The sequence below is a fragment of the Floridaenema fluviatile BLCC-F154 genome (assembly GCF_041929135.1).
Classification (GTDB): Bacteria; Cyanobacteriota; Cyanobacteriia; order Cyanobacteriales; family Aerosakkonemataceae; genus Floridanema; species Floridanema fluviatile.
The window spans coordinates 16,695-38,755 of record NZ_JBHFNS010000071.1 but is presented as its reverse complement, the minus strand read 5'-3'; the positions used below and the strand labels follow the sequence as shown (position 1 = coordinate 38,755).

The 22,061-nt window shown below is 39.2% G+C and carries 17 protein-coding genes, 1 pseudogene and 1 riboswitch; of the genes and pseudogenes, 14 read left to right on the top strand and 4 right to left on the bottom strand.

All coding sequences use genetic code 11. The annotated features are described in order from the left end of the window. The first annotated feature begins 426 nt into the window (after positions 1-426). A riboswitch (guanidine-I (ykkC/yxkD leader) is annotated at positions 427-571 on the top strand. Positions 572-678: 107 nt separating this feature from the next. The 8 genes and pseudogenes from ACE1B6_RS18995 (at position 679) to ACE1B6_RS18960 (ending at position 8,264) form a co-directional block, all read left to right on the top strand. Beyond that, positions 679-1,884 (top strand): agmatinase family protein, encoded by a 1,206-nt coding sequence (locus ACE1B6_RS18995; RefSeq protein ID WP_413258825.1) that lies wholly within the window; start codon positions 679-681, stop codon positions 1,882-1,884. Between the two features lie 160 nt (positions 1,885-2,044). Beyond that, positions 2,045-2,425, top strand: a pseudogene (gene hypA, locus ACE1B6_RS18990) (hydrogenase maturation nickel metallochaperone HypA); the annotation flags it as partial. After that, entirely contained in the window at positions 2,409-3,110 is a 702-nt protein-coding gene (hypB, locus tag ACE1B6_RS18985; RefSeq protein ID WP_413258824.1) for a hydrogenase nickel incorporation protein HypB, read from the top strand. The pseudogene hypA and the gene hypB, both read left to right, overlap by 17 nt. A gap of 153 nt (positions 3,111-3,263) precedes the next feature. Next, complete coding sequence (locus tag ACE1B6_RS18980) at positions 3,264-4,316, top strand: aliphatic sulfonate ABC transporter substrate-binding protein (RefSeq protein WP_413258823.1); 1,053 nt, start codon at positions 3,264-3,266, stop codon at positions 4,314-4,316. Between the two features lie 17 nt (positions 4,317-4,333). Then, positions 4,334-5,179, top strand: a complete 846-nt coding sequence (locus ACE1B6_RS18975) for an ABC transporter permease (RefSeq protein WP_413258822.1) — start codon at positions 4,334-4,336, stop codon at positions 5,177-5,179. Between the two features lie 180 nt (positions 5,180-5,359). After that, complete coding sequence (locus tag ACE1B6_RS18970; RefSeq protein WP_413258821.1) at positions 5,360-6,136, top strand: ABC transporter ATP-binding protein; 777 nt, start codon at positions 5,360-5,362, stop codon at positions 6,134-6,136. Between the two features lie 99 nt (positions 6,137-6,235). Continuing rightward, entirely contained in the window at positions 6,236-7,141 is a 906-nt protein-coding gene (locus tag ACE1B6_RS18965; protein WP_413258820.1) for an alpha/beta fold hydrolase, read from the top strand. Positions 7,142-7,244: 103 nt separating this feature from the next. Next, complete coding sequence (locus ACE1B6_RS18960) at positions 7,245-8,264, top strand: endonuclease/exonuclease/phosphatase family protein (RefSeq protein ID WP_413258819.1); 1,020 nt, start codon at positions 7,245-7,247, stop codon at positions 8,262-8,264. Between the two features lie 637 nt (positions 8,265-8,901). Here ACE1B6_RS18960 and ACE1B6_RS18955 read toward each other — a convergent pair. Next, positions 8,902-9,102, bottom strand: a complete 201-nt coding sequence (locus ACE1B6_RS18955; RefSeq protein ID WP_413258818.1) for a hypothetical protein — start codon at positions 9,100-9,102, stop codon at positions 8,902-8,904. A 214-nt stretch (positions 9,103-9,316) separates the two neighbouring features. Then, positions 9,317-11,389, bottom strand: coding sequence for an ATP-binding protein (locus ACE1B6_RS18950; protein WP_413258817.1), 2,073 nt, complete (start codon positions 11,387-11,389; stop codon positions 9,317-9,319). A gap of 518 nt (positions 11,390-11,907) precedes the next feature. Here ACE1B6_RS18950 and ACE1B6_RS18945 point away from each other — a divergent pair. After that, on the top strand, positions 11,908-15,990 hold the full coding sequence (locus ACE1B6_RS18945; RefSeq protein WP_413258816.1) for a PAS domain-containing hybrid sensor histidine kinase/response regulator: 4,083 nt from the start codon (positions 11,908-11,910) through the stop codon (positions 15,988-15,990). A gap of 135 nt (positions 15,991-16,125) precedes the next feature. Here the strand turns inward: ACE1B6_RS18945 and ACE1B6_RS18940 are convergent, their stop codons facing one another. After that, complete coding sequence (locus tag ACE1B6_RS18940; protein WP_413258815.1) at positions 16,126-16,440, bottom strand: hypothetical protein; 315 nt, start codon at positions 16,438-16,440, stop codon at positions 16,126-16,128. Between the two features lie 166 nt (positions 16,441-16,606). Here ACE1B6_RS18940 and ACE1B6_RS18935 point away from each other — a divergent pair, with 166 nt between their 5' ends. After that, on the top strand, positions 16,607-19,195 hold the full coding sequence (locus ACE1B6_RS18935; protein ID WP_413258814.1) for a 5'-nucleotidase C-terminal domain-containing protein: 2,589 nt from the start codon (positions 16,607-16,609) through the stop codon (positions 19,193-19,195). Positions 19,196-19,403: 208 nt separating this feature from the next. On the opposite strand, the gene ACE1B6_RS18930 is transcribed toward ACE1B6_RS18935, so the two are convergent. After that, on the bottom strand, positions 19,404-19,961 hold the full coding sequence (locus ACE1B6_RS18930; RefSeq protein ID WP_413258813.1) for a Uma2 family endonuclease: 558 nt from the start codon (positions 19,959-19,961) through the stop codon (positions 19,404-19,406). A 102-nt stretch (positions 19,962-20,063) separates the two neighbouring features. Here ACE1B6_RS18930 and ACE1B6_RS18925 point away from each other — a divergent pair, with 102 nt between their 5' ends. The 4 genes from ACE1B6_RS18925 to ACE1B6_RS18910 are packed head-to-tail and all read left to right on the top strand — an operon-like array spanning position 20,064 to position 21,641. Then, the gene (locus ACE1B6_RS18925; RefSeq protein WP_413258812.1) at positions 20,064-20,453 is read left to right on the top strand and encodes a hypothetical protein; all 390 of its coding nucleotides are present in this window, start codon (positions 20,064-20,066) and stop codon (positions 20,451-20,453) included. Then, on the top strand, positions 20,450-20,911 hold the full coding sequence (locus tag ACE1B6_RS18920) for an HNH endonuclease (RefSeq protein WP_413258811.1): 462 nt from the start codon (positions 20,450-20,452) through the stop codon (positions 20,909-20,911). Before ACE1B6_RS18925 ends, ACE1B6_RS18920 begins: the two co-directional genes overlap by 4 nt. 50 nt (positions 20,912-20,961) lie before the next feature. Further along, positions 20,962-21,210, top strand: a complete 249-nt coding sequence (locus ACE1B6_RS18915) for a hypothetical protein (protein ID WP_413258810.1) — start codon at positions 20,962-20,964, stop codon at positions 21,208-21,210. A gap of 2 nt (positions 21,211-21,212) precedes the next feature. Beyond that, positions 21,213-21,641, top strand: coding sequence for a type II toxin-antitoxin system VapC family toxin (locus ACE1B6_RS18910; RefSeq protein WP_413258809.1), 429 nt, complete (start codon positions 21,213-21,215; stop codon positions 21,639-21,641). Positions 21,642-22,061: the final 420 nt, after the last annotated feature.

The following is a 22,061-nucleotide window of genomic DNA, read 5'->3' as shown; positions in this document are numbered from 1 at the left end:
CTAATCGACAGTATCAGGGTTTGAGTTTCTGACGCACCTTACTAATTGTGGTAATTTATTTACTGGTAAATACTCGCCACATAATAAAGACAGTAAAACTTAAATAACCAAAAACAGTAAGCCAATCTAACCAGTTATCAGAATTAATTAACATTGCGATCGTTCAAATTTTCCATTTCCTCATATATATTACTCCTAAATCAATTTCTTTCTTTGTGTTCTTCCTTCGTGCCCTAATTCGCTATCGCGAATCGCTACGCTACCGTGTCTTCGTGGTTCAATAAAAAAGATTTTTTGAACCGCGAAGACGCGAAGAGCGCGAAGGAAAGAGGAAGAAGTTCAGAAAAAAACATCATTTTGTAATATGTGTTACAGAAGCTTAAAAAGTTTGCTGTAAATTACAGAAGTAGATAAACCACGCGAAAATTTAGTAGCTTCTAGGGTTCCGGTTTGAATACGACTCCGAGAAAGTATAGTCAAACGCTGGTCCGAGAGAAGCAGCTGGCAAACCTCAGAATTTTTTATTTATAAGGATTAGCTAGCCACACGGCGGGAGAAAAGCCCGGGAGAAATGCACCAGTCAAAGAGGCTGAGGCTTTGTTCTCCTGGGCTTTCTCTTTGGCTTTCAGGAGACAAGCTAGAAAATCTAGTTGTTTTGCAAGTATTTAAGGTGTCCCAATGACTGAGAATCCTTCCGAAAATCCCTTATTTAATAGCCCTAACTCGAATAACGGACATAGACCAAGTGAAGCAGAACGGGCTTTAGAAATGGAAGCAAGGTTGCCGTTAACAGGTTGGCAACAGGAGGTATCGCAAGGGCTGGAATATGGGTTAGAAGCAGCTGAGAGTATTCGCGATCGCACTATTCCCACTTTCTCTCGCGGCGAACTCCCCCACTACGCAGGCATTAACACCTTCATGAAAGCACCTTATTTAGAAGATGTGCGAAGAGTTGGGGAATACGATGTGGCAATAGTCGGTGTACCTCACGACTCAGGAACTACCTATCGTCCCGGTACAAGGTTTGGGCCACAAGGGATTCGCCGGATTTCTGCATTGTACACTCCTTACAACTTTGAGTTAGGGGTTGATTTGCGCGAACAAATTACCCTGTGCGATGTGGGCGATATTTTCACCATTCCCGCAAATAACGAAAAGTCATTTGACCAAATTTCTAAAGGTATTGCTCACATTTTCAGTTCTGGGGCATTTCCGATTATTTTAGGCGGCGACCATTCGATCGGCTTCCCCACAGTTAGAGGTATTTGTCGCCACTTGGGAGACAAAAAAGTTGGTATTATTCACTTCGATCGCCACGCCGACACCCAAGAAACCGACCTCGACGAAAGAATGCACACCTGTCCTTGGTTCCACGCTACCAACATGGTAAACGCCCCAGCGAAAAACTTAGTACAGTTGGGAATCGGAGGTTGGCAAGTTCCCCGTCAAGGCGTGAAAGTTTGCCGAGAACGCGCAACCAACATCCTCACCGTTACCGACATTGTAGAAAAAGGCATCGATGCCGCTGTTGACTTTGCCTTAGAAAGAGCACTCGACGGAACCGACTGCGTTTACATCAGCTTCGATATTGATTGCATCGATGCTGGATTTGTGCCCGGTACAGGTTGGCCCGAACCAGGCGGTTTATTACCCCGTGAAGCCTTAAGTTTACTAGGAAAAATTATCCAAAAAGCCCCAGTGTGCGGTTTAGAAGTGGTGGAAGTTTCCCCTCCCTACGACATCAGCGACATGACCTCACTCATGGCAACTCGCGTAATTTGCGACACAATGGCACACTTAATCGTCTCCGGGCAACTACCCCGCAAACAAAAACCCGCCTACATTCACCCAGAAGCACAACCTCAGCTTGTCGCCTGGACATGAGGCAGGGGGGCAGGGGGGCAGAGGCGCAGAGGGGCAGGGGGGCAGAGGAGACAATTGAAGAATTCCTTTCTTTCCTTCTGCCTTCTGCCCTCTGCCTTCTGCCTTTCCCACCCCCCAGTCCCCAGTCCCCACTACCCCCTCCCCAAAACCCAAAACAAATCACGAAACAGACAAGACGAAGGCGTTAAATGTGACGGTTCGGAAATGGTGGTTAGAACAACCGGAAAAACCCCAAATTTCCCAGGTTCATCTCACGGTTGGTAAGTTTACTTGTGTGGAACCTGTGAGTTTACAATTCGCTTTTGAAGTTCAGACTCGCGGAACTTTTTTAGAAGGAGCAAAATTAGTTATTCAAGAAACTCCTTTAATTGCTTTTTGTCATCATTGCCAAGAAGAATATCACCCGGAAATCGGGATTCAATATGCTTGCCCGACTTGTCGATCGCCAATGGAAGACATTCGATCGGGACGGGAATTAAAGATCGATCGAGTTGAATATAGTTCTGATTCTGTGGAAAGTAATTATGCACCAAACATTTGACGCTGCTTTAGGTATTAATTTGCTCCATGCTAATCAAGAAGGGGCCGATCATAACCGGGAACATTTTGATGAGTGGGGAATTACTTGTTTTAATATGATGAGTAGTCCCGGTGCCGGGAAAACTGCTTTGCTAGAAAAGACTCTAGCTGTTTTAACAAATGAGTATAAAATTGCGGTGATTGAAGGCGATATGACAACGGAATTAGATGCCGATCGTCTCCGCAAATACAACGTTCCGGTAATTGCCATTAATACAGGTCGTTCCTGTCATTTGGATTCTAAAATGGTGTCTGGCGGAATTCATAGGTTAGCAAACGAATACAACCCTTCAGAATTCGATTTAGTCTTAGTCGAAAATGTGGGTAATTTGGTTTGTCCTGCCGAATTTGAAGTAGGCGAACACGCCAAAGTTGCCTTATTAAGTATTACTGAAGGAGAAGATAAACCGATGAAATATCCGGTGATGTTTCAAGAAGCAAATTGTTTGTTAATCACCAAAATGGACTTAGCACCCCATTTAGATGTTGATGTCAATCAAATAATTGCAAATGTCCGCCAAATGAATCCTCATGTCACAATTATTCCCGTTTCTGCTAAAACCGGAGAAGGATTAGATATTTGGTTTGATTGGGTACGTTTTCAGTTAACTAAAGCTGCAAAACAGCAATTATCAGTTGTTTATTAATCTAGATCTCCGACTTCTTGAAGAAGTCGGGGATCTGGAGAAATTTGTAGCATAAATAACAAATGTTTGGCTGCTTTTTCTGCTACACATAATTCACAGCTATCAAAAAATATCAAATGACGAAATGACGAAATCTGTCTCAAGGTAGATGTTATGAAAGTGCGATCGCTCCTTTCCTACTGCATCCTTTTTCTTGTTACCTTCAGCCTAGCCGTAGGTTGCGTTAACCCCGCAGTTTACATCAAAACAACTAACGAAGTTGACTCTACTGCTTCCTCAGTTAGTGCTAATGCCGTCCGTTTAGGATTTAGTGCTTGGCCCGGTTGGTTTCCTTGGCAAATTGCCCAAGAACAAGGCATTTTTAAAGCAAATAATGTTCCTGTAGACTTGAAATGGTTCGACGGATATTTAGAATCTATCAATACTTTAACAGCTGGACAAATAGACGCTAATAGTCAAACTTTAGGAGATACAGTTAACTCAGTTGCTGGTGGTGCAGATAAAGTAATTGTGCTGGTAAATGATAACTCCACTGGCAATGATAAAGTAATTGTCCGAGAAGGCATTAATTCCGTTGCTGATTTAAAAGGGAAAAAAGTTGCTGCTGAAGAAGGAACAGTCGATCATTTTCTGTTACTTTTAGGATTAAAAAAAGCAGGTTTATCGCCAAAAGATATTCAATTTGTTCCATTAGAAACAGGTCAAGCAGCAGCAGCATTTGTCGGCGGACAAGTTGATGCAGTGGCAGTATTTGCACCTTTTACAACTCAAGCATTAAAGCGTTCTGGTAGTAAAGAATTGTTCAGTTCTAAAGACTTTCCGGGAGCAATTTCTGACCATTTAGTAGTTTCGCGCAAGTTTTTGCAAGAAAAACCGGAAGAAATCCAAGCATTAGTTAATTCCTGGTTTGCCACCTTGGAATATATGCAAAAAAATCCCGAACAATCTTATGAAATTATGGCAAAAAGAGCAGGTGTTCCCGTATCTGAATATAAAGAATACGCTGATGGCACTCGCATCTTTACGATTGAGGAAAACTTAAAAGCTTTTCAACCAGGAAATGATTTGAATTCTTTGCAATTCGCCGCCCAAGAAATGAGTAAATTTCTCATAGAAGTGGGACTAGCAAAAAGCCAACCTGATATTACTAAAATATTTGACGATCGCTTTGTCAAAGCCTACGCCGAACAAGTGAAAAAATCATAAACTATGGAACTTTAACCATGAATGAAACTCCTAGCTCAATTAGAGACTACATCCGACCCAAAAAAATCAAACCCACAGTTTTTTGGCGGCTGGCTGAAGATATTCCCAAACCTCTAAATACAGCATTAATTATTACTTCAATAGGTGCGCCTTTGTTACTCTGGTGGTTAGTAACTACCTTCGGAAACATTGACCCAAAATTTTTACCTTCACCTGCCAAAGTAATGGAAGCATTTGGCAGATTATGGAGCACTCGCGAACTGCTGAAAGATACAGTAGCGAGTTTATGGCGTGTCGGTGTTGGGTTTATTTTAGCAGCAGCAGTTTCTATTCCCATTGGGATATTGATGGGCAGTTTTCCCAGTGTTCGTGCATTATTAGAACCGCTATTTGGACTAATGCGCTATATGCCCGCACCTGCCTTTATTCCCCTGTTAATTTTATATTTAGGAATCGGAGAAGAACCGAAAATTACCCTGATTTTTATCGGAGTTTTCTTCTTCAATTCTTTGATGGTAATGGATACAGTAAAATTTGTACCAAAAGATTTGATTGAAGCGAGTTATATTTTAGGAGGCGATCGCAAACAAGCCCTATTACAAGTAATTTTTCCCCATGTTTTACCGGGAATCATCGATGCTTGTCGTATCAACTTAGCAGCAGCTTGGCAACTAGTAATTGTTTCCGAACTAATTGCCGCAACCGAAGGTTTAGGTCGTCGAATTAGCGTAGCAGGTAGATTTCTCAAAACCGATGAAATCTTCGTCGGACTAATAGTAATTGGAGTAATTGGATTATCTTTCGATCTATTTTTCCAATATCTCTTAAGAGTTTCCTGTAAATGGGCAAGTCAAAAACGCTGAGAGGGGCAGAGGGGAGGAAATAAAAGTTTTTATCCCAGCAAATCTGCAAGTTCAAATATAGAACTACTACATCAAATATCAAAACTTATTCTTCTCTTTCCTTCGTGTCCTTCGTGCCTTCGTGGTTCAAAAAAAAAGGCAAATTAATGACAGACAATCAAAATTAATGAGGTTAAACAGATGTATTTGCAAATTACCAAACTGAACAAAGATTTTCAAACCAAGAACGGTACTTTAGTCGTCCTTAAAGACATTAACATGACGATTAAACAAGGGGAATTTATCTGCGCTGTTGGGGCATCTGGTTCAGGTAAATCTACTTTATTGCGACAAATTGCCGGACTTGATAACCCTACTTCTGGAGAAGTAAGAATTGATGGTGAAGTGATTACAGGGCCGGGGCCCGATCGCGGAATGGTATTCCAACATTATACACTTTATCCTTGGATGAACGTGCAAGAAAACACCGAATTTGGACTTAAACTTCAAGGCGTACCAAAAAAGGTGAGAAAAGAGCAAGCAAGTTACTATTTAAGTGTAGTTGGATTGGCTAATTTTGCTAAGTCATTACCTAAAGAATTATCGGGGGGAATGAAACAACGTGCGGCGATCGCCCGTGCTCTAGCTTCCGAACCAAAAGTATTATTAATGGACGAACCTTTCGGCGCATTAGATATTCACACCAAAGAATCAATGCACGAATTTATGTTAGACCTTTGGCAAAGAACAAAAATCACCGTTTTTATGATTACTCATGATGTGGAAGAAGCTGTATTTCTTTCCAATCGAATTTACGCTTTAGGTGCCCGTCCTGGTACAGTCAGAAAAGAAATTACCGTTAAATTACCCGATCGCAGTCACAGCGTTAAACGCCATACTATTTTCCATGACTACCGAGATGAACTAATGGAATTATTGCGGAAACATGGACAAGAAGCTACAGCAGTCGCCGCCTAAAAGTGTTGATGCTAATTTCCTAAAATCGAACCTGAGAGTGATGCCAATTCTTCTGTGTTACTGACAAAATATAAGTGGCGCAGAAGATGAGGTTTATCGATGTTTATCCCACTGGGTTTTGGAGAGCGATCGGTCAATACCTTTTTAGGAGAAATGGTTTACTATACTGCGGTTGACGAACCGTGGCATAAAAATGGCGAAGAAGAAAAGGAAAATACATTAGTCTTTTTACACGCTTTTGGTGGTGGTTCTTCTGCTTACGAATGGTCTAAAGTTTATCCCGCATTTGCCGCTGATTATCGAATTATAGCACCCGATTTAATTGGCTGGGGACGTTCCAATCATCCCGCTAGACACTATCAAACTGAAGAATACATTAAAATTATTCAGGAATTTATCGAGAAAACTTGCCCAAATCCAGTAACAGTTATTGCTTCTGGATTAACTGCTGCTTTCACGATTCGCGCTGCGATCGATCGCCCTGAATTATTCAAGTCATTAATTTTAGTTACTCCCGCAGGTTTAGCAGAATTCGGCACAGATTACAGTCAAAGTATTTCAGCCAAAGTTGTGAAAATTCCTGTATTAAATCAAGTACTTTATAACACGGGAGTTGCTACCAGTTTGGGCGTGCGTAGCTACTTAGAACAACGGCAATTTGCTCGTTCAGAACGAGTATATCCAGAAATTGTTGACGCTTATTTAGAATCTGCTCAACAACCAAATGCTGAATACGCCGCCCTCTCATTTGTCAGCGGCGATTTATCTTTCGATTTATCAGAATATATCAGTCAACTCACTACTCCTACAGCAATTATTTGGGGAAGAGAATCAGAATTCACTGGGCCAGAAATTGGTCGTCGCTTAGCACAAATGAACCCCCAAGCAGTTCGCTTTTTCTATTACCTAGATGATGTCGGTTTTACTCCACAATTAGAACTTCCCTCTGTAACTATTGGGATAATTCGTAAATTTTTACCTTTACTAAATGCAGAACAGAGTTAGGGGTAGCCAAGATAGAAGTGGCAAAATCTACATAGCCGCAGGTTTCAAGATCTGGGAAAAAGAGGGTTGGGCAAACAGTTGATCTGAAAAATATTTATACTTGATGTCAACTAGTAAATTTAGTCCGACTGACATCATGCTGCAACGAATTATTGTAACTATCCCAATCGCTACATTAATAGTTTTAGGGCTACTATCTTTGTTGGTCTACATTGCTTGGTTTTGGCCGTTAGAACTGATAGCTCATTTCCGAGTCCAATATTTAATCTTAGCAGTAATACTCACTATTGTTTTAATTGTTCTCAGGCAAATCGGTCAGTTGAAAAATAAAGCCTTAATTATCGCTGCTTTATTAATTGTAGGATTAAATGCAGTTGATGTAATTCCCTGGTATTTACCTCATTCACAACAGGTAGTTGGTACTCCAGGTAAACCAATTAGAGTTTTATCTTTTAACTTGAATATTCAAAACAATCAGGATAACAAAGTAGTTAATTTAATTCAAAGTAATCGTCCTGATTTAACTCTGTTGGCAGAAGTTGACGCAGCTAAATTTAAAACCTTAAAAAATCGCTTAAAAGATACTTTGCCTTATAGTTTTAAAAGTCCGGGAGGAGGTTTAGTTGTTTTCAGTCGTTTTCCTTTTGCAGATATTAGAGCCGATCGCTTAAATAGCCAAGGAAATCATAATATAATTGCCAATGTGATAGTCAACCAACAACTAATTAAATTCATCGGAATTCATCCTTTAGTACCGATAAACAGTAATAACTTTCACCGTCGTAACAGTCAGTTAGCAGCAGTAACTAATTACATTCAACAACAAAATCAACCATTAATTTTAGTCGGAGATTTTAACATCACACCTTGGTCGCCTTACTATCGGCAACTAATTAACAAAACTAAGTTATATAATACTCGGTTAGGGTTTGGTATTTTACCCAGTTGGCCTAGACCAGCCACTCACGTCCGTTTACCTTCTTGGCTAATTCCTTTAGTGAATATTCCCATCGATCATTGTTTAGTTAGTCAACAGTTTCGGGTGAGACAAATTTATACAGGCGCAAATGCTAATTCCGATCACGCATCGCTGATAATTGATTTGGTTTTACAAACAAATTAATCAGTAGAATGGTGCGTTACACTGTTGTTAACGCACCCTACAAATAGAACTGATTTCTATGCAAGAGCCTGAACCAAAAAAGTGGCATCAAAATGCGATCGTCCGAGTTTTGTTACTCCTGAATTCTGTATCTTAAGTTTTAATTCTCAAGATTGATGTCACTCTACTAATTTTTGCTTATTATTATTATTGTGCATCAATTGGGGTCAGCTTATATAAAGACCCTAATTATAAAAAATCTGTTTTTTACCGGGCTTGTCGCCCATTTTTTAGCGCCTTCTGGCTGATTATTTTCATCCCAGAAGGCGCTAAAAAATATGTTTTAGACAAGAATAAATTTCAATCATTGCAATCGTTACCTAGTTCCTCTGTCCAGGGCTAAGTTACATCTAAAATATTTGCCTACTACTTTTAGAAATATCAATCAAGCCGACTCAGATTAGTGGAGTTGGCTTGATTGATTTCACAGGTGAACGAATTTTCCGACCATGACTTCCCGGAACTCGCCGGATTTGTAGCTAAAACAGCTACTTTTGCAGAAATTCAAATATTTTAATATGGCTTAACAGATGTGAACAGGTTGGGGGGAATCAATCATGATGGGAAACATTTTCCACCATTTTCTCTGATGTTTTTGTTATTTTAGTAACCTGGTTACTCGCACGTCGTACTCAATACCTTGTGGATGCTCTGTTCTAGCTTTTAACCTTGCCATGTTGTCGGCTGTTTGTTTAGATTGTGCGTCAATCTCGTAGCGTGTCGTTCCTCTGTGGCAGACATTGGTTGCTGGTTCCAGATATTCTTTGATATCAACCAACACCTCATAAGTGTGATTCATTTTGGGTGCCTCCTCGTTTTGTTTGTAAACGATCGAGATTTATAGAAATTAGTATAGAAAGACTAGAGGGATCAAACTTTAAATGAATACAATTCTTAGCAACTCTTTATGCTTTACTCAATAAACTATCTTTACTGATTTTTTCAGTTTGAAAAGAGTTGTTAAAAGATATTAAGTTGAACTGTGCAATAAAGTTGCAGTCAAAAAAATTCCATCATGCTGCTGAATGATTTACCCTGTAGTTGGCTTGACGAATTGGAATTTGTAAGGTGAAGATAGTTTCTCCATTCATAGGAGATTGGCAGGTTAATTTACCGTGGTGATGTTCGACTACAATCGCATAAACTGTACTCAGCCCTAAACCAGTACCTTTCCCAACGGGTTTAGTAGTAAAAAATGGATCAAAAATTCGATCGAACAAATTATCAGGAATTGCAGGGCCATTGTTAGCAATGCTAATCATCACAGTATCACCAGGGGCGATCGCTGTTACCAACCGAATTGTTGGCATTTGGCATAAATTATTACCAGAATTTTCACCCACCTGAAACCAATTTACGCTATCCAAAGCATCCACCGCGTTAGTAAGAATAGACAGCACAGCCTGATTCAGCAAGCTAGGATAACACTCCACAAATGGCAATTCATTATATTCTCGCACAACTTCGATCGCAGGGCGCTGATTCGTTGATTTTAGACGGTGATCTATCATCATCACCGTACTTTCCAATCCCTCATGCAAATTCGCTGATTTAAGATCGGATTCATCCAATCGAGAAAAATTGCGTAAAGTTTGCACAACATCCCGCACTCGTTCTGACCCCTGCTTCATGGAAGTTAATACTCTGGGAAAGTCCTGCCGGATAAAATCTAAATCGATATCGGGAAACATTTCGCTTAAAGTGCGATCGTCCAAACAGCACCGATCTTGATAATAATCAATCAGCGTCAATAGCGATTCTAAATATTCCTCAGCAGGTTGCACATTCCCACGAATAAAACTAATTGGGTTATTAATTTCATGGGCAATTCCTGCTACTAAACGGTTAAGAGAACTCATTTTTTCACTTTGCACTAATTTAGCTTGAGCTAACTTTAATTGCTTCAGAGTTTCTGATAATTCTGCTGCTTTTTCTCGTTCGTTCCTCTCCGCTATAATCCGCGCCTCAATTTCCTGTTGTAAGCTGTCGTTATTCTGGCGCAACAGGCGATAACTACGATGGGCAAATGCAATAAAACTAATCAGCAAAAGGTTTGTTCCGGTAACTCCGAGAAGACTTGCATAAAATGTTTGGTAATAACCTTGAATTGTTCGATCGATCTCATAAGAAATAATGTAAGCAACAGATTGTCCTTCAAAGTTTTTTACAGACAGAAAGCTAGCAACGTAAGGAGTATCGCCAGTTGCAGGCACAACTTTCGCAAAGGAAATTCCCTGTTTTAGTTTATCTGCCACAATACTCCGCAATTGCTGATTCAATGAGGTTACAATATTGCAATCTAAATTCCTCGGTTTAAGTTGTAGCGAGGGTGCTTCTGTGACAAAGCGATCGCTAATATTACTAGGAACGTAATTGCTTTTTTCATCTTGAAAAACTTTGGCATTGACTACATCCCGGCGCAAAATAAAGCAAAAACATCCCGGAAATAAAGATGCCATCTCATTCTTAAAAGCTGCATAACTAACACTAGTTTCTACACTCCCAAGATGAATCGGTTTTTTATCTGCTGAATTATCTGTAGCAAATAAGGGAAATACATAACGAAATCCATTGTAGATTCGTCCTTCTTCAAAGCCGTAAACAAACCTTTGCTGTTGATTTGCTAACCGCACCGATGTGCGAACATCAAATAATGGATCGCCAAATTTTTCCGGGCGATGGAATCGGAGAAAACTCCTGCCATCAGGTAAATGGAAGTGAAGCTGGCGCAGATTATGTTGCTGCAAACGTTTATAGGCAGGACTTAACTTTTCTAAGAGTTGTTGCCTAACTATTTGCTGTTCTGCTGCATTGGGCTCCCGAGCTTCTTGTAGTAGGGAAATAATCTCAGGTTGATTAATAACTTCATCATAAATAATTTGCGAAGCTAGTTTATAGTTATTGACGATAACCTGATAAGCATTTTTTAGTGATTCAATGTGGCGAGACAACAGGAACTCTTCTTTTTCTTTCAGGTAACGCCAAAGTAAAATTCCGAAAATTCCCTCTAATATCAGAAAAATTAACAAGTATGGAAACACCAAACGACACCAAGGATGTCTAATGGTTTTATTGAAGCTACTCATATCATTAAAGTTCATCGGGTTAACTTGGGAATAGTTAAGTAGATCGCTACAATTAAACTGTAAACTTTTTTCCCTTACCGTAATATAACACTGCAAAGAGTTTTGTAGCTAGTACCTGGAGCGACTTTCCAGAGAGATAAATCTTTCTTTATATTCCTCTAAAGGGCGATCGAGTCTAGACAGTTCTCCTCAGACTGTGGGGCGAAAATTTAGGTTAACTGCTTAAGTTGAGAAGCCACTCAAGGTCATCTGTAAAAAGATAGATATTAATTAAGTTAAGAATTTTAGTTTCTTAAAATTAAAATAATTTAAAGCTCCACTAAAGATTTGACCAAATCAGCCAGTATATCCACCTATTGCTTTTATATATTTAAGCTTTTTGGATTCGGAAACTTAAGAAATAAATAATTTGAAAATTAGTCTCAAGTAGTAGTGGTTAGAGGTTAGAGTTAGAATAGTAAAATTTTAAGTGTCTATCTTCTGGATTCCGTTAAAATACGTTCTAAAAAAAGTGAAGTATGTTCGCGATCGAAGACCCAACTATTTGCTGTCAGTTAGCGGGATATGAACGACTGCAAACACCAATTTGGATTTTTGATATCCAAAATTTGACAATGAGGTGGGCAAATCACGCGGCTTTACTCCTCTGGAATGCCGCAAATTTAGAAGAGCTCCTCAGCCGGGATTTTAGTCAAGTGTCTGCGGCAACGTACACTCGCTTGCAAAGTTACTTAGAGCAGTTCGAGCAAGGTAAAACAGTAATTGAGCAGTGGACATTTTATCCAGCAGACAATGCTATATCTGTTCGTTGTACCTGTTCCGGTATTCCGATGGAAAACGGACGCTTAGCAATGTTAGTAGAAGCAGAAAAAATTGCGAGCGTTGAACCAGATACGCTTCGTTCTTTAGAAGCATTACGTCATACAACAGTAGCAATTTCTTTATGTAAAGAATCTGGAGAGTTGCTATTTCAAAATCCGGCAGCTATTAATTATTATGGTAATCATATTTTGCACCAAGAAAATCAGCATTTAAAGCAGCGTTTTTTCGATCGAAATATTTGGTTGCAAGCCAAGCAAAAACTGATTGCTACAGGAAAATTTAATGGTGATGTTCAAGTTTTAACCAAACAAGGAGTGCGTTGGCATTCTCTAGAAATTCGCCGCACCCAAGATCCCACCAATGGTTCTAATATGCTGTTGGTAAATGAAAATGATATCACCGCACTAAAGCAAACTGAAGAGAAATTACGCTGGAAACAAACTTTATTGCGATCGATGGCTAATGCTTCCCCATTAGCTTTTTATGTAGTAGATAATCGTACTGATGAAATTCTTTACTTTAATCATCAGTTTTGTCGAATTTGGGGGATTGAATATTTAAAACCCCAAATGGATAAAAATCTATTAAAAAATAATGATGTAATCAAACATTGTGTAAATCTAATAGCAGATGTGGCAGCATTTGCAGAAAGATGTAAACCGTTGCAAAGTGAAGGAAACCGGGCAATTGTAGAAGATGAAATTCTTTTTAAAGATGGCAGAATTATTCGGAGGTTCTCCACCCAAATCCGCGATTGCGAGGATCGCTATTTCGGCAGACTCTACATATTTGAAGATATCACCGAACGCAAACGTATAGAAGAAGAATTACAATTAGCCGACTTTTCTGTAGAACATTCCTCTTTAGCTACAGTTTGGATCGATCGCAATGCGAAAATTATTCGCACTAATAAAAAAGCTTGCGAACAACAAGGTTTTACCCGTGAAGAGTTGTTGTCAAAATACGTTTGGGAATTCGATCCTAACTTCCCGCAAGAAGCATGGCTCACACATTGGAAAGAATTAAAAAAACAAAAAACTTTGTCTTTTACCTCAGAACATCAGGGTAAAGACGGTAAAATTATTCCTGTAGAAATTACCTTAAATTACTTAGAATTTAATGGCAAAGAATATAACTTTGCTTGTTCGCGTGATATTAGCGATCGGAAACAATCCGAAGCAGCTTTACAACGAAAAGAACAAGAATTTCGCGCTTTAGTGGAAAATGCTCCCGATATTATCATGCGGCTCGATCGGGAATTTCGCTATATTTACATCAATCCTACAGTAGAAAAACATTCAGGAATTCCCCCTTCAGGATTTATCGGTAAAACTATCGCAGAAATTGGCGCAGATAAATCATTAGTGGAACTTTGGCAAACAACTATTCAACAAGTATTTGACACAGGTGAAGAACAAGAAATAGAATATGAATTGTCATCAATTCACGGTATAACTAATTATGCTAGCCGTGTTGTGCCGGAATTTGCTGATGATGGTTCTGTGCAGTCAGTGTTAGCGATCGCTCGTGACATTAGCGATCGAGTAGAAGCCGAAAAAGCCTTGCGACAGAATGAAGAAAGAATGCAAGCACTATTAAAAGCCATACCCGATACAATGTTTCGTCACCGAGTAGATGGCACTTATTTAGATATTCAAGCAAATGAAAATACTTTAATTGTCCCACCAGAATTTCTCATAGGCAAAAAGTTATCAGAATTGCCAATTCCTGAAAACATTAAAACTGGTTTGCTAAACAATTTTCAAATCGCAGTCACCACCGGAAAATTACAAACCTTTGAACATGAGTTGGAAAAACCGGATGGAACATACATTTATGAAGCTCGAATTATTAAAAGCGGTGTTGATGAAGTTGTTTGTATTGTCCGGGATATTACAGAACGCAAACTAGTTCAAAAAGCCTTGCAAGAAAGTGAAGAACGCTATCGCTCTTTAGTCACAGCAATGGCAGAAGGTATTGTCTTACAAAATGCCAATGGTACTATTAATACTTGTAACAGCAGTGCTGAAAAAATTCTCGGTTTAAGCCGTGAACAAATGGTGGGAATGACTTCCCTAGATCCTTGTTGGCGAGTAATCAAAGAAGATGGAACGCCTTTTCCAGGCGAAGAACATCCAGCAATGATAACGCTTAGAACTGGCAAACCCTGTGTTGATGTGGTGATGGGAGTATATAAACTTGATGGTAATTTAACTTGGATTTCTGTTAACTCTCAACCTTTATACAAATCTGGTGATTCTTTACCTTACGCAGTTGTCACTTCATTTTTTGATATTACAGAACGCAAACAAGTAGAAGAAACTCTACAAAATGCACTTGCAGCAGCACAAGCAGCATCAGTTTCTAAAAGTCGTTTTCTCTCCCACATGAGTCACGAACTAAGGACACCATTGAATGCTATTCTTGGTTTTAGTCAAGTAATGGCAAGAAATAGTTCTCTCTCTTCTGAACAAAAAGAACAACTCAAAATTATTAATCGGAGTGGCGAACATTTATTAAATTTAATCAACGATATTTTATCAATGTCCAAAATTGAGGCAGGTCAAATTACGCTGAATGAAAGTCGCTTCGATCTTTATCAATTACTCGAAGATATAGAACAAATGTTAAGATTTAAGGCTGCTGGTAAAGGCTTAGAATTAATTTTTGAACGAGCAGTAAATGTTCCTCGATATATTGAAACTGATGAAAGCAAATTGCGACAAATCCTGATTAACTTGTTAGGCAATGCTGTCAAATTTACTAATAAGGGTGGTATTTGTTTAAAGGTAAACTTGGGAAATAAGGAACAAAATAAAACTTTAATTATCTTTGAAGTAGAAGACACTGGTGCTGGGATAGCAACTGAAGAAATCCCCACAATGTTCGATCCCTTTGTGCAAACTGAAACAGGTCGTAAATCCATGCAAGGAACAGGGTTAGGTTTACCGATTAGCCGACAATTTGTTCGCTTAATGGGGGGAGATATTACGGTTAAAAGCCAGTTAGGTAAAGGAACAATTTTTACTTTTGATATTCGCGTTAAAGAAATGAATGCTATTCCAGAACAAACTTCACTGACTACTAAAAAGGTGACTGGGTTACAACCGAATCAACCTACTTATCGGATTTTAATTGTTGAAGATATTGAAGAAAATCGTTTGTTATTGGTTAAGTTACTGAAACCTTTGGGATTTGAAGTGCAGGAAGCTATTAATGGACAAGAAGCGATCGCTATATGGTCAACTTGGAAACCTCATTTAATTTGGATGGATATGCGAATGCCAATCATGGACGGTTATGAAGCAACTAAAGAAATTAAAGCCTTGCAACAAAAAAGATTAACAATGGAAGATGTTCCTAAATCCGTAATTATTGCCTTAACAGCTAGTGCTTTTGAAGAAGAAGAATCGAGGATTTTGTCAGCTGGTTGTGATGACTTAGTGCGTAAGCCTTTTCAGGAGTCAGAGTTATTTGCAAAAATGAATCAGTATTTAGGAGTACGCTATATTTATGCTGATGAAAATCAACCAACTTCATTAAATTCAGCAATACCCAAAAAGTTGCAGGTCGAAGATTTAAAAGTTATGCCGATCGAATGGATAAAAGAACTACATCAAGCGGTACTCTGTGTTAATGATGATATTATTTTAGAATTAGTTAAGCAAATTCCTGAGAGTAAAGCAGCTTTGGCAGATACCTTGAAAGATTTAGTAGATAACTTCCGCCTAGATTTAATCTTAGAGTTAACCGAGACAATTATTCCTTCTGAGAACTGAGAAACCACCCTTTTGGGTGATTGGCTTTCAGCCTTAAGTTGTTCATAATGGAATCAAGATTAAAAATTTATCTGCTTCTATTGCCAAACTCTATACAGAACTAAGAGCCTATCTCAAATTTAGAGATAGGCTTTATTATTTGGTTCTACATTTTACCTTTAATACTAAATCCGGGATAAAAACCCCCTTTATAATTGAACCGCAGAGGCACAGAGGACGCAGAGGAAAGAGGGAGAAGATAACGGGGGTAACTAACCCGGATTTGGTATAAGCGATCGCTGGATTATCCTCCTCAAAAATTTTTCCAGCCGCAACTCCAGTTACAAAACCGCCTTGCAGCAAATTGCGATGCGAAATTTCCTGAAATTCCTGAGTATCGGAATCTGCTTTTGTTTCATCTTTTCCTTGGAATTGAGAACGCAAAAACTTTTCTAAGCCATTAAATCGCATCTTAATCACCCAAAGCCGATAATTTGTCAAGATTTTATCTTTTTATTATCCGAAGTTTAACCTCTTAATAAGTAATAGGAATAACACTAATTTCATAACCTATATATAAGAAAATCTTAACCATTTCATGAGACGATCGACAGTTTGTGTAAAGAAGCTAAAACTCATGACATTACAGATTCCCAGCATATTTGACAGTCGTTTTTACCTAGCACAAAATCAAGATGTTGCTACCGCTGTTGCTAGAGGTGATTTTGCCGGAGGTGCATTAGAACATTTTCTCCGCTTCGGACAATTTGAAAATCGCGATCCTAGCAGTTTTTTCAACACCAACTTTTACTTCCAAAGAAATACAGATGTTCAACAAGCTGTAATTACGGGTATTTTCCGCAGTGCTTTTGAACATTTCTTCGCTGTTGGACAATTTGAAGGAAGAGATCCTAGTACTCTTTTTAATAGCAACTTTTATTTACAAAGAAATACAGATGTCCAACAAGCTGTAAATACTGGTAGTGTAAGAAATGCTTTCTTTCACTTTATTGAGTATGGACAATTTGAACAACGTCAACCCAGCACAGAATTTAATCCCAGCATTTATTTACAACAAAATCCCGATGTGCAAACGGAGGTTACATCTGGTACTATTGCTAGTGCTTTCCAGCATTTTGTTCAGTTTGGCAGATTTGAGGGTCGGTCTGGGGGAGTAGGAATAATTCCCGGCAGTTTCTCACTTCAGTTATTGCACGCTTCCGACTTTGAAGGAGGAGTTTCAGCATTAGATGATGCGCCGAGAATGTCATCTGTAGTTAATGGTTTGCGATCGCAATTTCCCGAAAACACCCTATTCCTTTCTTCCGGTGATAATTACATCCCTGGCCCATTTTTTGCCGCTAGCAGCGACCCCTCTTTAAGACCAGTTTTAGGCAGAGAAGATATCGGTCGCGGTGATATAATCATCCTCAATTCAATGGGTGTCCAAGCTAGCGTTTTCGGCAACCACGAATTTGACCAAGGTACAAGACAAGTTAGAACTTTAATTGCAAGCGATCGAGATTATCCCGGCACAGCTTTCCCCTATTTAAGCGCCAACTTAAACTTTGCACCTGATAGCAACTTAGCTAATTTAGTAGTACCAGACGGTCAAGAAGCCAGCACAATTCCTAACAGTATTGCTAAAAGTACTGTGATTACAGTGAATGGCGAAAAAATTGGCATTGTTGGTGCAACTACCCCCACATTACCCAGCATTTCTTCCCCTGGAGATGTAGGAGTTTTACCAGCAAATCCTCAAGATTTAGATGCTTTAGCTGCGACAATTCAACCATCAGTTGATGCCTTAACAGGACAAGGAATAAACAAAATAATTCTCTTGGCACACTTGCAACAATTGGATTTAGAATTAAACTTAGCTCCCAGGTTGCGAGATGTAGATATAATAGTAGCTGGTGGTTCGCATACATTGTTATCTGATTCTAGCGATCGCCTAAGAGTAGGAGACACATCTGGCGGCAATTATCCAATATTAAGAAACTCCGCCACAGGCGAACCAATAGTAGTAGTAAACACCACCAGTAACTATAAATATGTCGGTCGTTTAGTCACAGAATTCGACTCTCAAGGAAGAGTAATTACCGAAAGTTTAAATCCTGAAATTAACGGTGCTTACGCCACAGATGAACAAGGAGTAATTGCCACAGGAAACGCCACCCCAAATCCCAAAGTTGCCGAAGTAACCCAAGCACTAAAAACCGTCATTAATACCAAAGATGCAGAAACTTTCGGAAGCACCAATGTTTACTTAAACGGCGAAAGAAACTCAGTTCGTACTGAAGAAACCAACTTAGGAAACTTAACCGCAGATGCCAATCTTGCTGCTGCTAGAGCGATCGATCCTTCCGTAGTAATTTCCCTCAAAAATGGAGGTGGAATTCGAGAATCTATCGGTGCAGTTATTGGCGCAGGTGGCAACGATCCAAATGCCGGACAAAAGATTCCTCCAGTAGCTAATCCCGCAGCAGGTAAAGAAGCAGGGGAAATTTCTCGCCTCGATATAGAAAACAGTTTGAGATTCAACAATCAGTTAACTTTACTAACATTAACCGCCCAACAATTACAACAAGTAATTGAACATGGATTAGCTGACTCTGCCCCTGGAAGAACCCCCGGACGTTTCCCCCAAGTAGCAGGAATCGCATTTAGTTTCGATCCGAATCAACCTGCCGGAAATCGAGTAGTATCTTTAGCTATTAAAGATGCTAACGGAAATACCACCGATGTGATAGTTCAAAACGGGCAATTAGTTGGCGATCCAAATCGCACTTTCCGCACAGTTACTTTAAACTTTTTAGCTGGTGGTGGTGATGGTTATCCCTTCCCTGATTTCCCCGCAACAAACCCAGTAGAAACAGGAATTGGCGAACAAACAGCATTAGCAAATTATTTAACCCAAAGATTTGCTAATACTCCTTTTAATCTTGCAGATGTAGGAGTAACGCAAGACACCAGAATTCAAAATTTAAGCGCCAGAACCGATACCGTAATTTCGGGAACTTCCGCAGCACAATCATTTGCAAATCTGCAATTATTTAATGATGATTTTGTAGTTACCGATTCTTCGATGAACATTTTGGCACAAAGTTTTGCCGATCCCTTAAGTGGAATTTTGTCTAGTTCTTCAGAAGTTTCAATGAGTAATCAACCAGAACTTGTGTTGAATTCTAATTTGTCAAATATGACGGAAACTAATTTGTTTTAGTTGATAGTTTGCCTGAGAATTAAACTCTAGGCTAATAGCTAAATCCCGCCTGCGATTCAAATCGCAGGCTAATAGCTAAAGTCCACTTAAGTGGACTGAAATTTTTAGATATTTGCTAAAAATCGATAAACCATTCTAAATCATCTGTGTTTATCTGTGTTTATCTGTGTTTCATCTGTGGTAAAAATTAGCTTTTATATCTTAATTTTTACTGCTGCGGATTCATCAGTTGTTGCACTTGAATTTGTACATCTGGAAAAGCCAGTGGAGATACAAATCCAGTTTTGAAAGTTTGTTCTGTGGTATAGCGCCCATTCTCTAAATCTCGAAAAACTTTAAGTTCCCTATCCTGAAGATTTACAACCCAATATTCAGCGATACCCGCTTCGCCATAGACTGCTTTTTTCGCATTTAAATCTTTGTTAAGAGTAGTGTTGGAAAACTCAATCAACCAAAAAATATCATCGGGATAGGGATGGTGTTCTAGATAAACTGTTCCCAATGGTTTTACAATTGCTAAATCTGGAATTGGTTCCGAGTCATTGGGTAGAGTGATGGGGTGCGCTTCACGAATTTTCGCCCGATTTCCTAGCAATACCCGTAAATAATCCCCAACTTCGCTATTGTAGTAAGCGTGAGGTTCTCGTTCTGGTGGCATAACTACAATATCTCCGCGTAATAACTCAACTGGCTGATCGTCAAATAGTCCTGCATCGATCGCCCGATGATACCGTTCAATTGTCCATTTGTAAGTAGTGAAAGTCATAAAAATTTTATTTTCTTTTTGCTGATTCTTATAGTTTTCTGAGTAATGCAGTCTAACATGAAAAAACAGCCTAATCTAAGCAATCAGTATTGAAGCATAACCATGAGTACCCAAATCACAATTACTTTGCCAGACGAGGTTTATCAACAAATTGAGCGTTTTGCGCGGTTAGCAAATCGTGATGTTGCTAGCATTTTAGCAGAAACGATTCAACATTCTATTCCATTTACAAGAGCAGATGTTTTCGATCTTAAGCCTGTCTCTGACCTTTCTGATGAACAAGTTTTAGCACTGACGGAATTACAAATGGAACCAGATCAAGATATTCGATTGAGTGAATTACTCGATCGCCAACAAGCAGGTATTCTAGTTGAAAATGAGCGACTAGAATTACAAAATCTCATGCAAATTTATCAGGAGGGACTACTGCGAAAAGCTACTGCTCTCCGTGAAGCTGTCAAGCGTGGATTAATGGAACCTTTAAGCCAGTGAGTCAAATTTCGGAAGAAGTTCGGAGGCGAGTCAGGACACAGGCAAACGATCAGTGTGGTTACTGTCTTAGCCTTCAAAAGTATGTTTTGGGAGTTTTAGAGATTGAACATATTATTTCCAAAGCAGCAGGTGGATCTGATGAAGAGGAAAACTTATGGCTTGCTTGTCGTCTCTGTAATTCTTACAAAGGTACACAAACCCACGCCAAAGATCCAGTAACAAACCGCAAAGTTAAATTATTTAATCCTTGTCAACAAAAATGGTCACGTCATTTTGCTTGGACTGATAACGGCACTCAAATTTCAGGACTAACTGCTGTTGGTCGTGCGACTGTTTTGGCTTTGCAACTAAACAATCCTTATGCTGTTACAGTTAGACAAGCCTGGGTATCTGCTGGTTGGCATCCACCAAAGGAAAGCGCGAAGCTTTCCGTAGAAATTGAAAAAGGAGAATTATGATTAGGAAGTAATAGCAATTAATGCTTGATAAACAATAAGGTGATCTAGCAATGTTACAAAAATTCAAAGCTTGGTTAAAGGGAAATCATTTAGAGTGGATTGACGAGAAACCTGAGTTTGGCGATCGCACTATCCAAGTACAGGTTACACAGCTAGAAAATGAGACGGATTTAGAGGTGAAGGTGTGCGATCGTCAAAATGCTATTCTTCAAGCAGATGAGTTACGCACAAGATTACAAAAAACCTATGGAGAGTTTCCTGATAGTGTTGAGTTAGTGCGTGAGGACAGGTCTAGGTAGCAGTGACAGAAATTGTAGTTGATAGTAGCGTAGCTATTAAGTGGTTTGTACCACAACCTTACTCAATAAAAGCACGCGAGATACTTGATGCTTACCAAAATGGTAGTCTGGTGCTACTTGTCCCAGATTTAATCTATGCAGAAATAGGCAACATTGTTTGGAAACTCCAGAGATTTCAAGGTGTATCTGAGGCAGATGGACAAGCTATTCTTGACTCCTTCCAATTAATACAATTTATAGTAACTCCATCAGCTTCACTACTTGGTGATGCTTATCGTCTTGCTGTTACTCATCAAAGAACTGTATATGATTCACTTTATATTGCTCTCAGCCTTAGACGGCAATGCCAGTTCGTAACTGCTGATGAGAAGCTTGTTAATGCTGTAAGCGGTACTTTTCCGAATGTTGTTTCAATTACAAGTTGGTCTTAAAAACTTAGTACAGCTTACACTGCTAGAAAATGAGACGGATTTAGAGGTGAAGGTGCGCGATCGCCACTATGCTTAGCAAAGATTTCAGCAAAATAAGTTACAAAATATTAAAGAGTATCTTCAAAGAGAACAGGTATTACTTGAGTCAGAGTGCTTGTCTTACCCAAAGTACCAAGCTTTCCGTAGAAATCGAAAAAGACAAATTATTATAGCAGATAATAGCCATTGGTACTTGACAGACAAAAACCCTTTCTGCTAATTTATAGTGGTGAAATAATTTTTTACTGCAACTGCGGTTTTATTGATAGTTAGATTGCAAAGGTTTCTGTCGGCGCGTAGATATAGAAATCAGATTTGGTTTGTAAAACACTTTTTTGAATTACGTTCGCGTGGCGTGTACGTATCTGTTAAGCATGATTG

Bases quoted from the DNA above. Each gene is read 5' to 3' on its own strand.
- ACE1B6_RS18940 (WP_413258815.1), bottom strand. From the start codon at position 16,440: ATGCGATTTAATGGCTTAGAAAAGTTTTTGCGTTCTCAATTCCAAGGA.
- ACE1B6_RS18995 (WP_413258825.1), top strand. From the start codon at position 679: ATGACTGAGAATCCTTCCGAAAATCCCTTATTTAATAGCCCTAACTCG.
- ACE1B6_RS18980 (WP_413258823.1), top strand. From the start codon at position 3,264: ATGAAAGTGCGATCGCTCCTTTCCTACTGCATCCTTTTTCTTGTTACC.
- ACE1B6_RS18935 (WP_413258814.1), top strand. From the start codon at position 16,607: ATGACATTACAGATTCCCAGCATATTTGACAGTCGTTTTTACCTAGCA.
- ACE1B6_RS18970 (WP_413258821.1), top strand. From the start codon at position 5,360: ATGTATTTGCAAATTACCAAACTGAACAAAGATTTTCAAACCAAGAAC.
- ACE1B6_RS18965 (WP_413258820.1), top strand. From the start codon at position 6,236: ATGTTTATCCCACTGGGTTTTGGAGAGCGATCGGTCAATACCTTTTTA.
- ACE1B6_RS18945 (WP_413258816.1), top strand. From the start codon at position 11,908: ATGTTCGCGATCGAAGACCCAACTATTTGCTGTCAGTTAGCGGGATAT.
- ACE1B6_RS18960 (WP_413258819.1), top strand. From the start codon at position 7,245: ATGTCAACTAGTAAATTTAGTCCGACTGACATCATGCTGCAACGAATT.
- ACE1B6_RS18925 (WP_413258812.1), top strand. From the start codon at position 20,064: ATGAGTACCCAAATCACAATTACTTTGCCAGACGAGGTTTATCAACAA.
- hypB (WP_413258824.1), top strand. From the start codon at position 2,409: ATGCACCAAACATTTGACGCTGCTTTAGGTATTAATTTGCTCCATGCT.
- ACE1B6_RS18950 (WP_413258817.1), bottom strand. From the start codon at position 11,389: ATGAGTAGCTTCAATAAAACCATTAGACATCCTTGGTGTCGTTTGGTG.
- ACE1B6_RS18930 (WP_413258813.1), bottom strand. From the start codon at position 19,961: ATGACTTTCACTACTTACAAATGGACAATTGAACGGTATCATCGGGCG.
- ACE1B6_RS18955 (WP_413258818.1), bottom strand. From the start codon at position 9,102: ATGAATCACACTTATGAGGTGTTGGTTGATATCAAAGAATATCTGGAA.
- ACE1B6_RS18915 (WP_413258810.1), top strand. From the start codon at position 20,962: ATGTTACAAAAATTCAAAGCTTGGTTAAAGGGAAATCATTTAGAGTGG.
- ACE1B6_RS18975 (WP_413258822.1), top strand. From the start codon at position 4,334: ATGAATGAAACTCCTAGCTCAATTAGAGACTACATCCGACCCAAAAAA.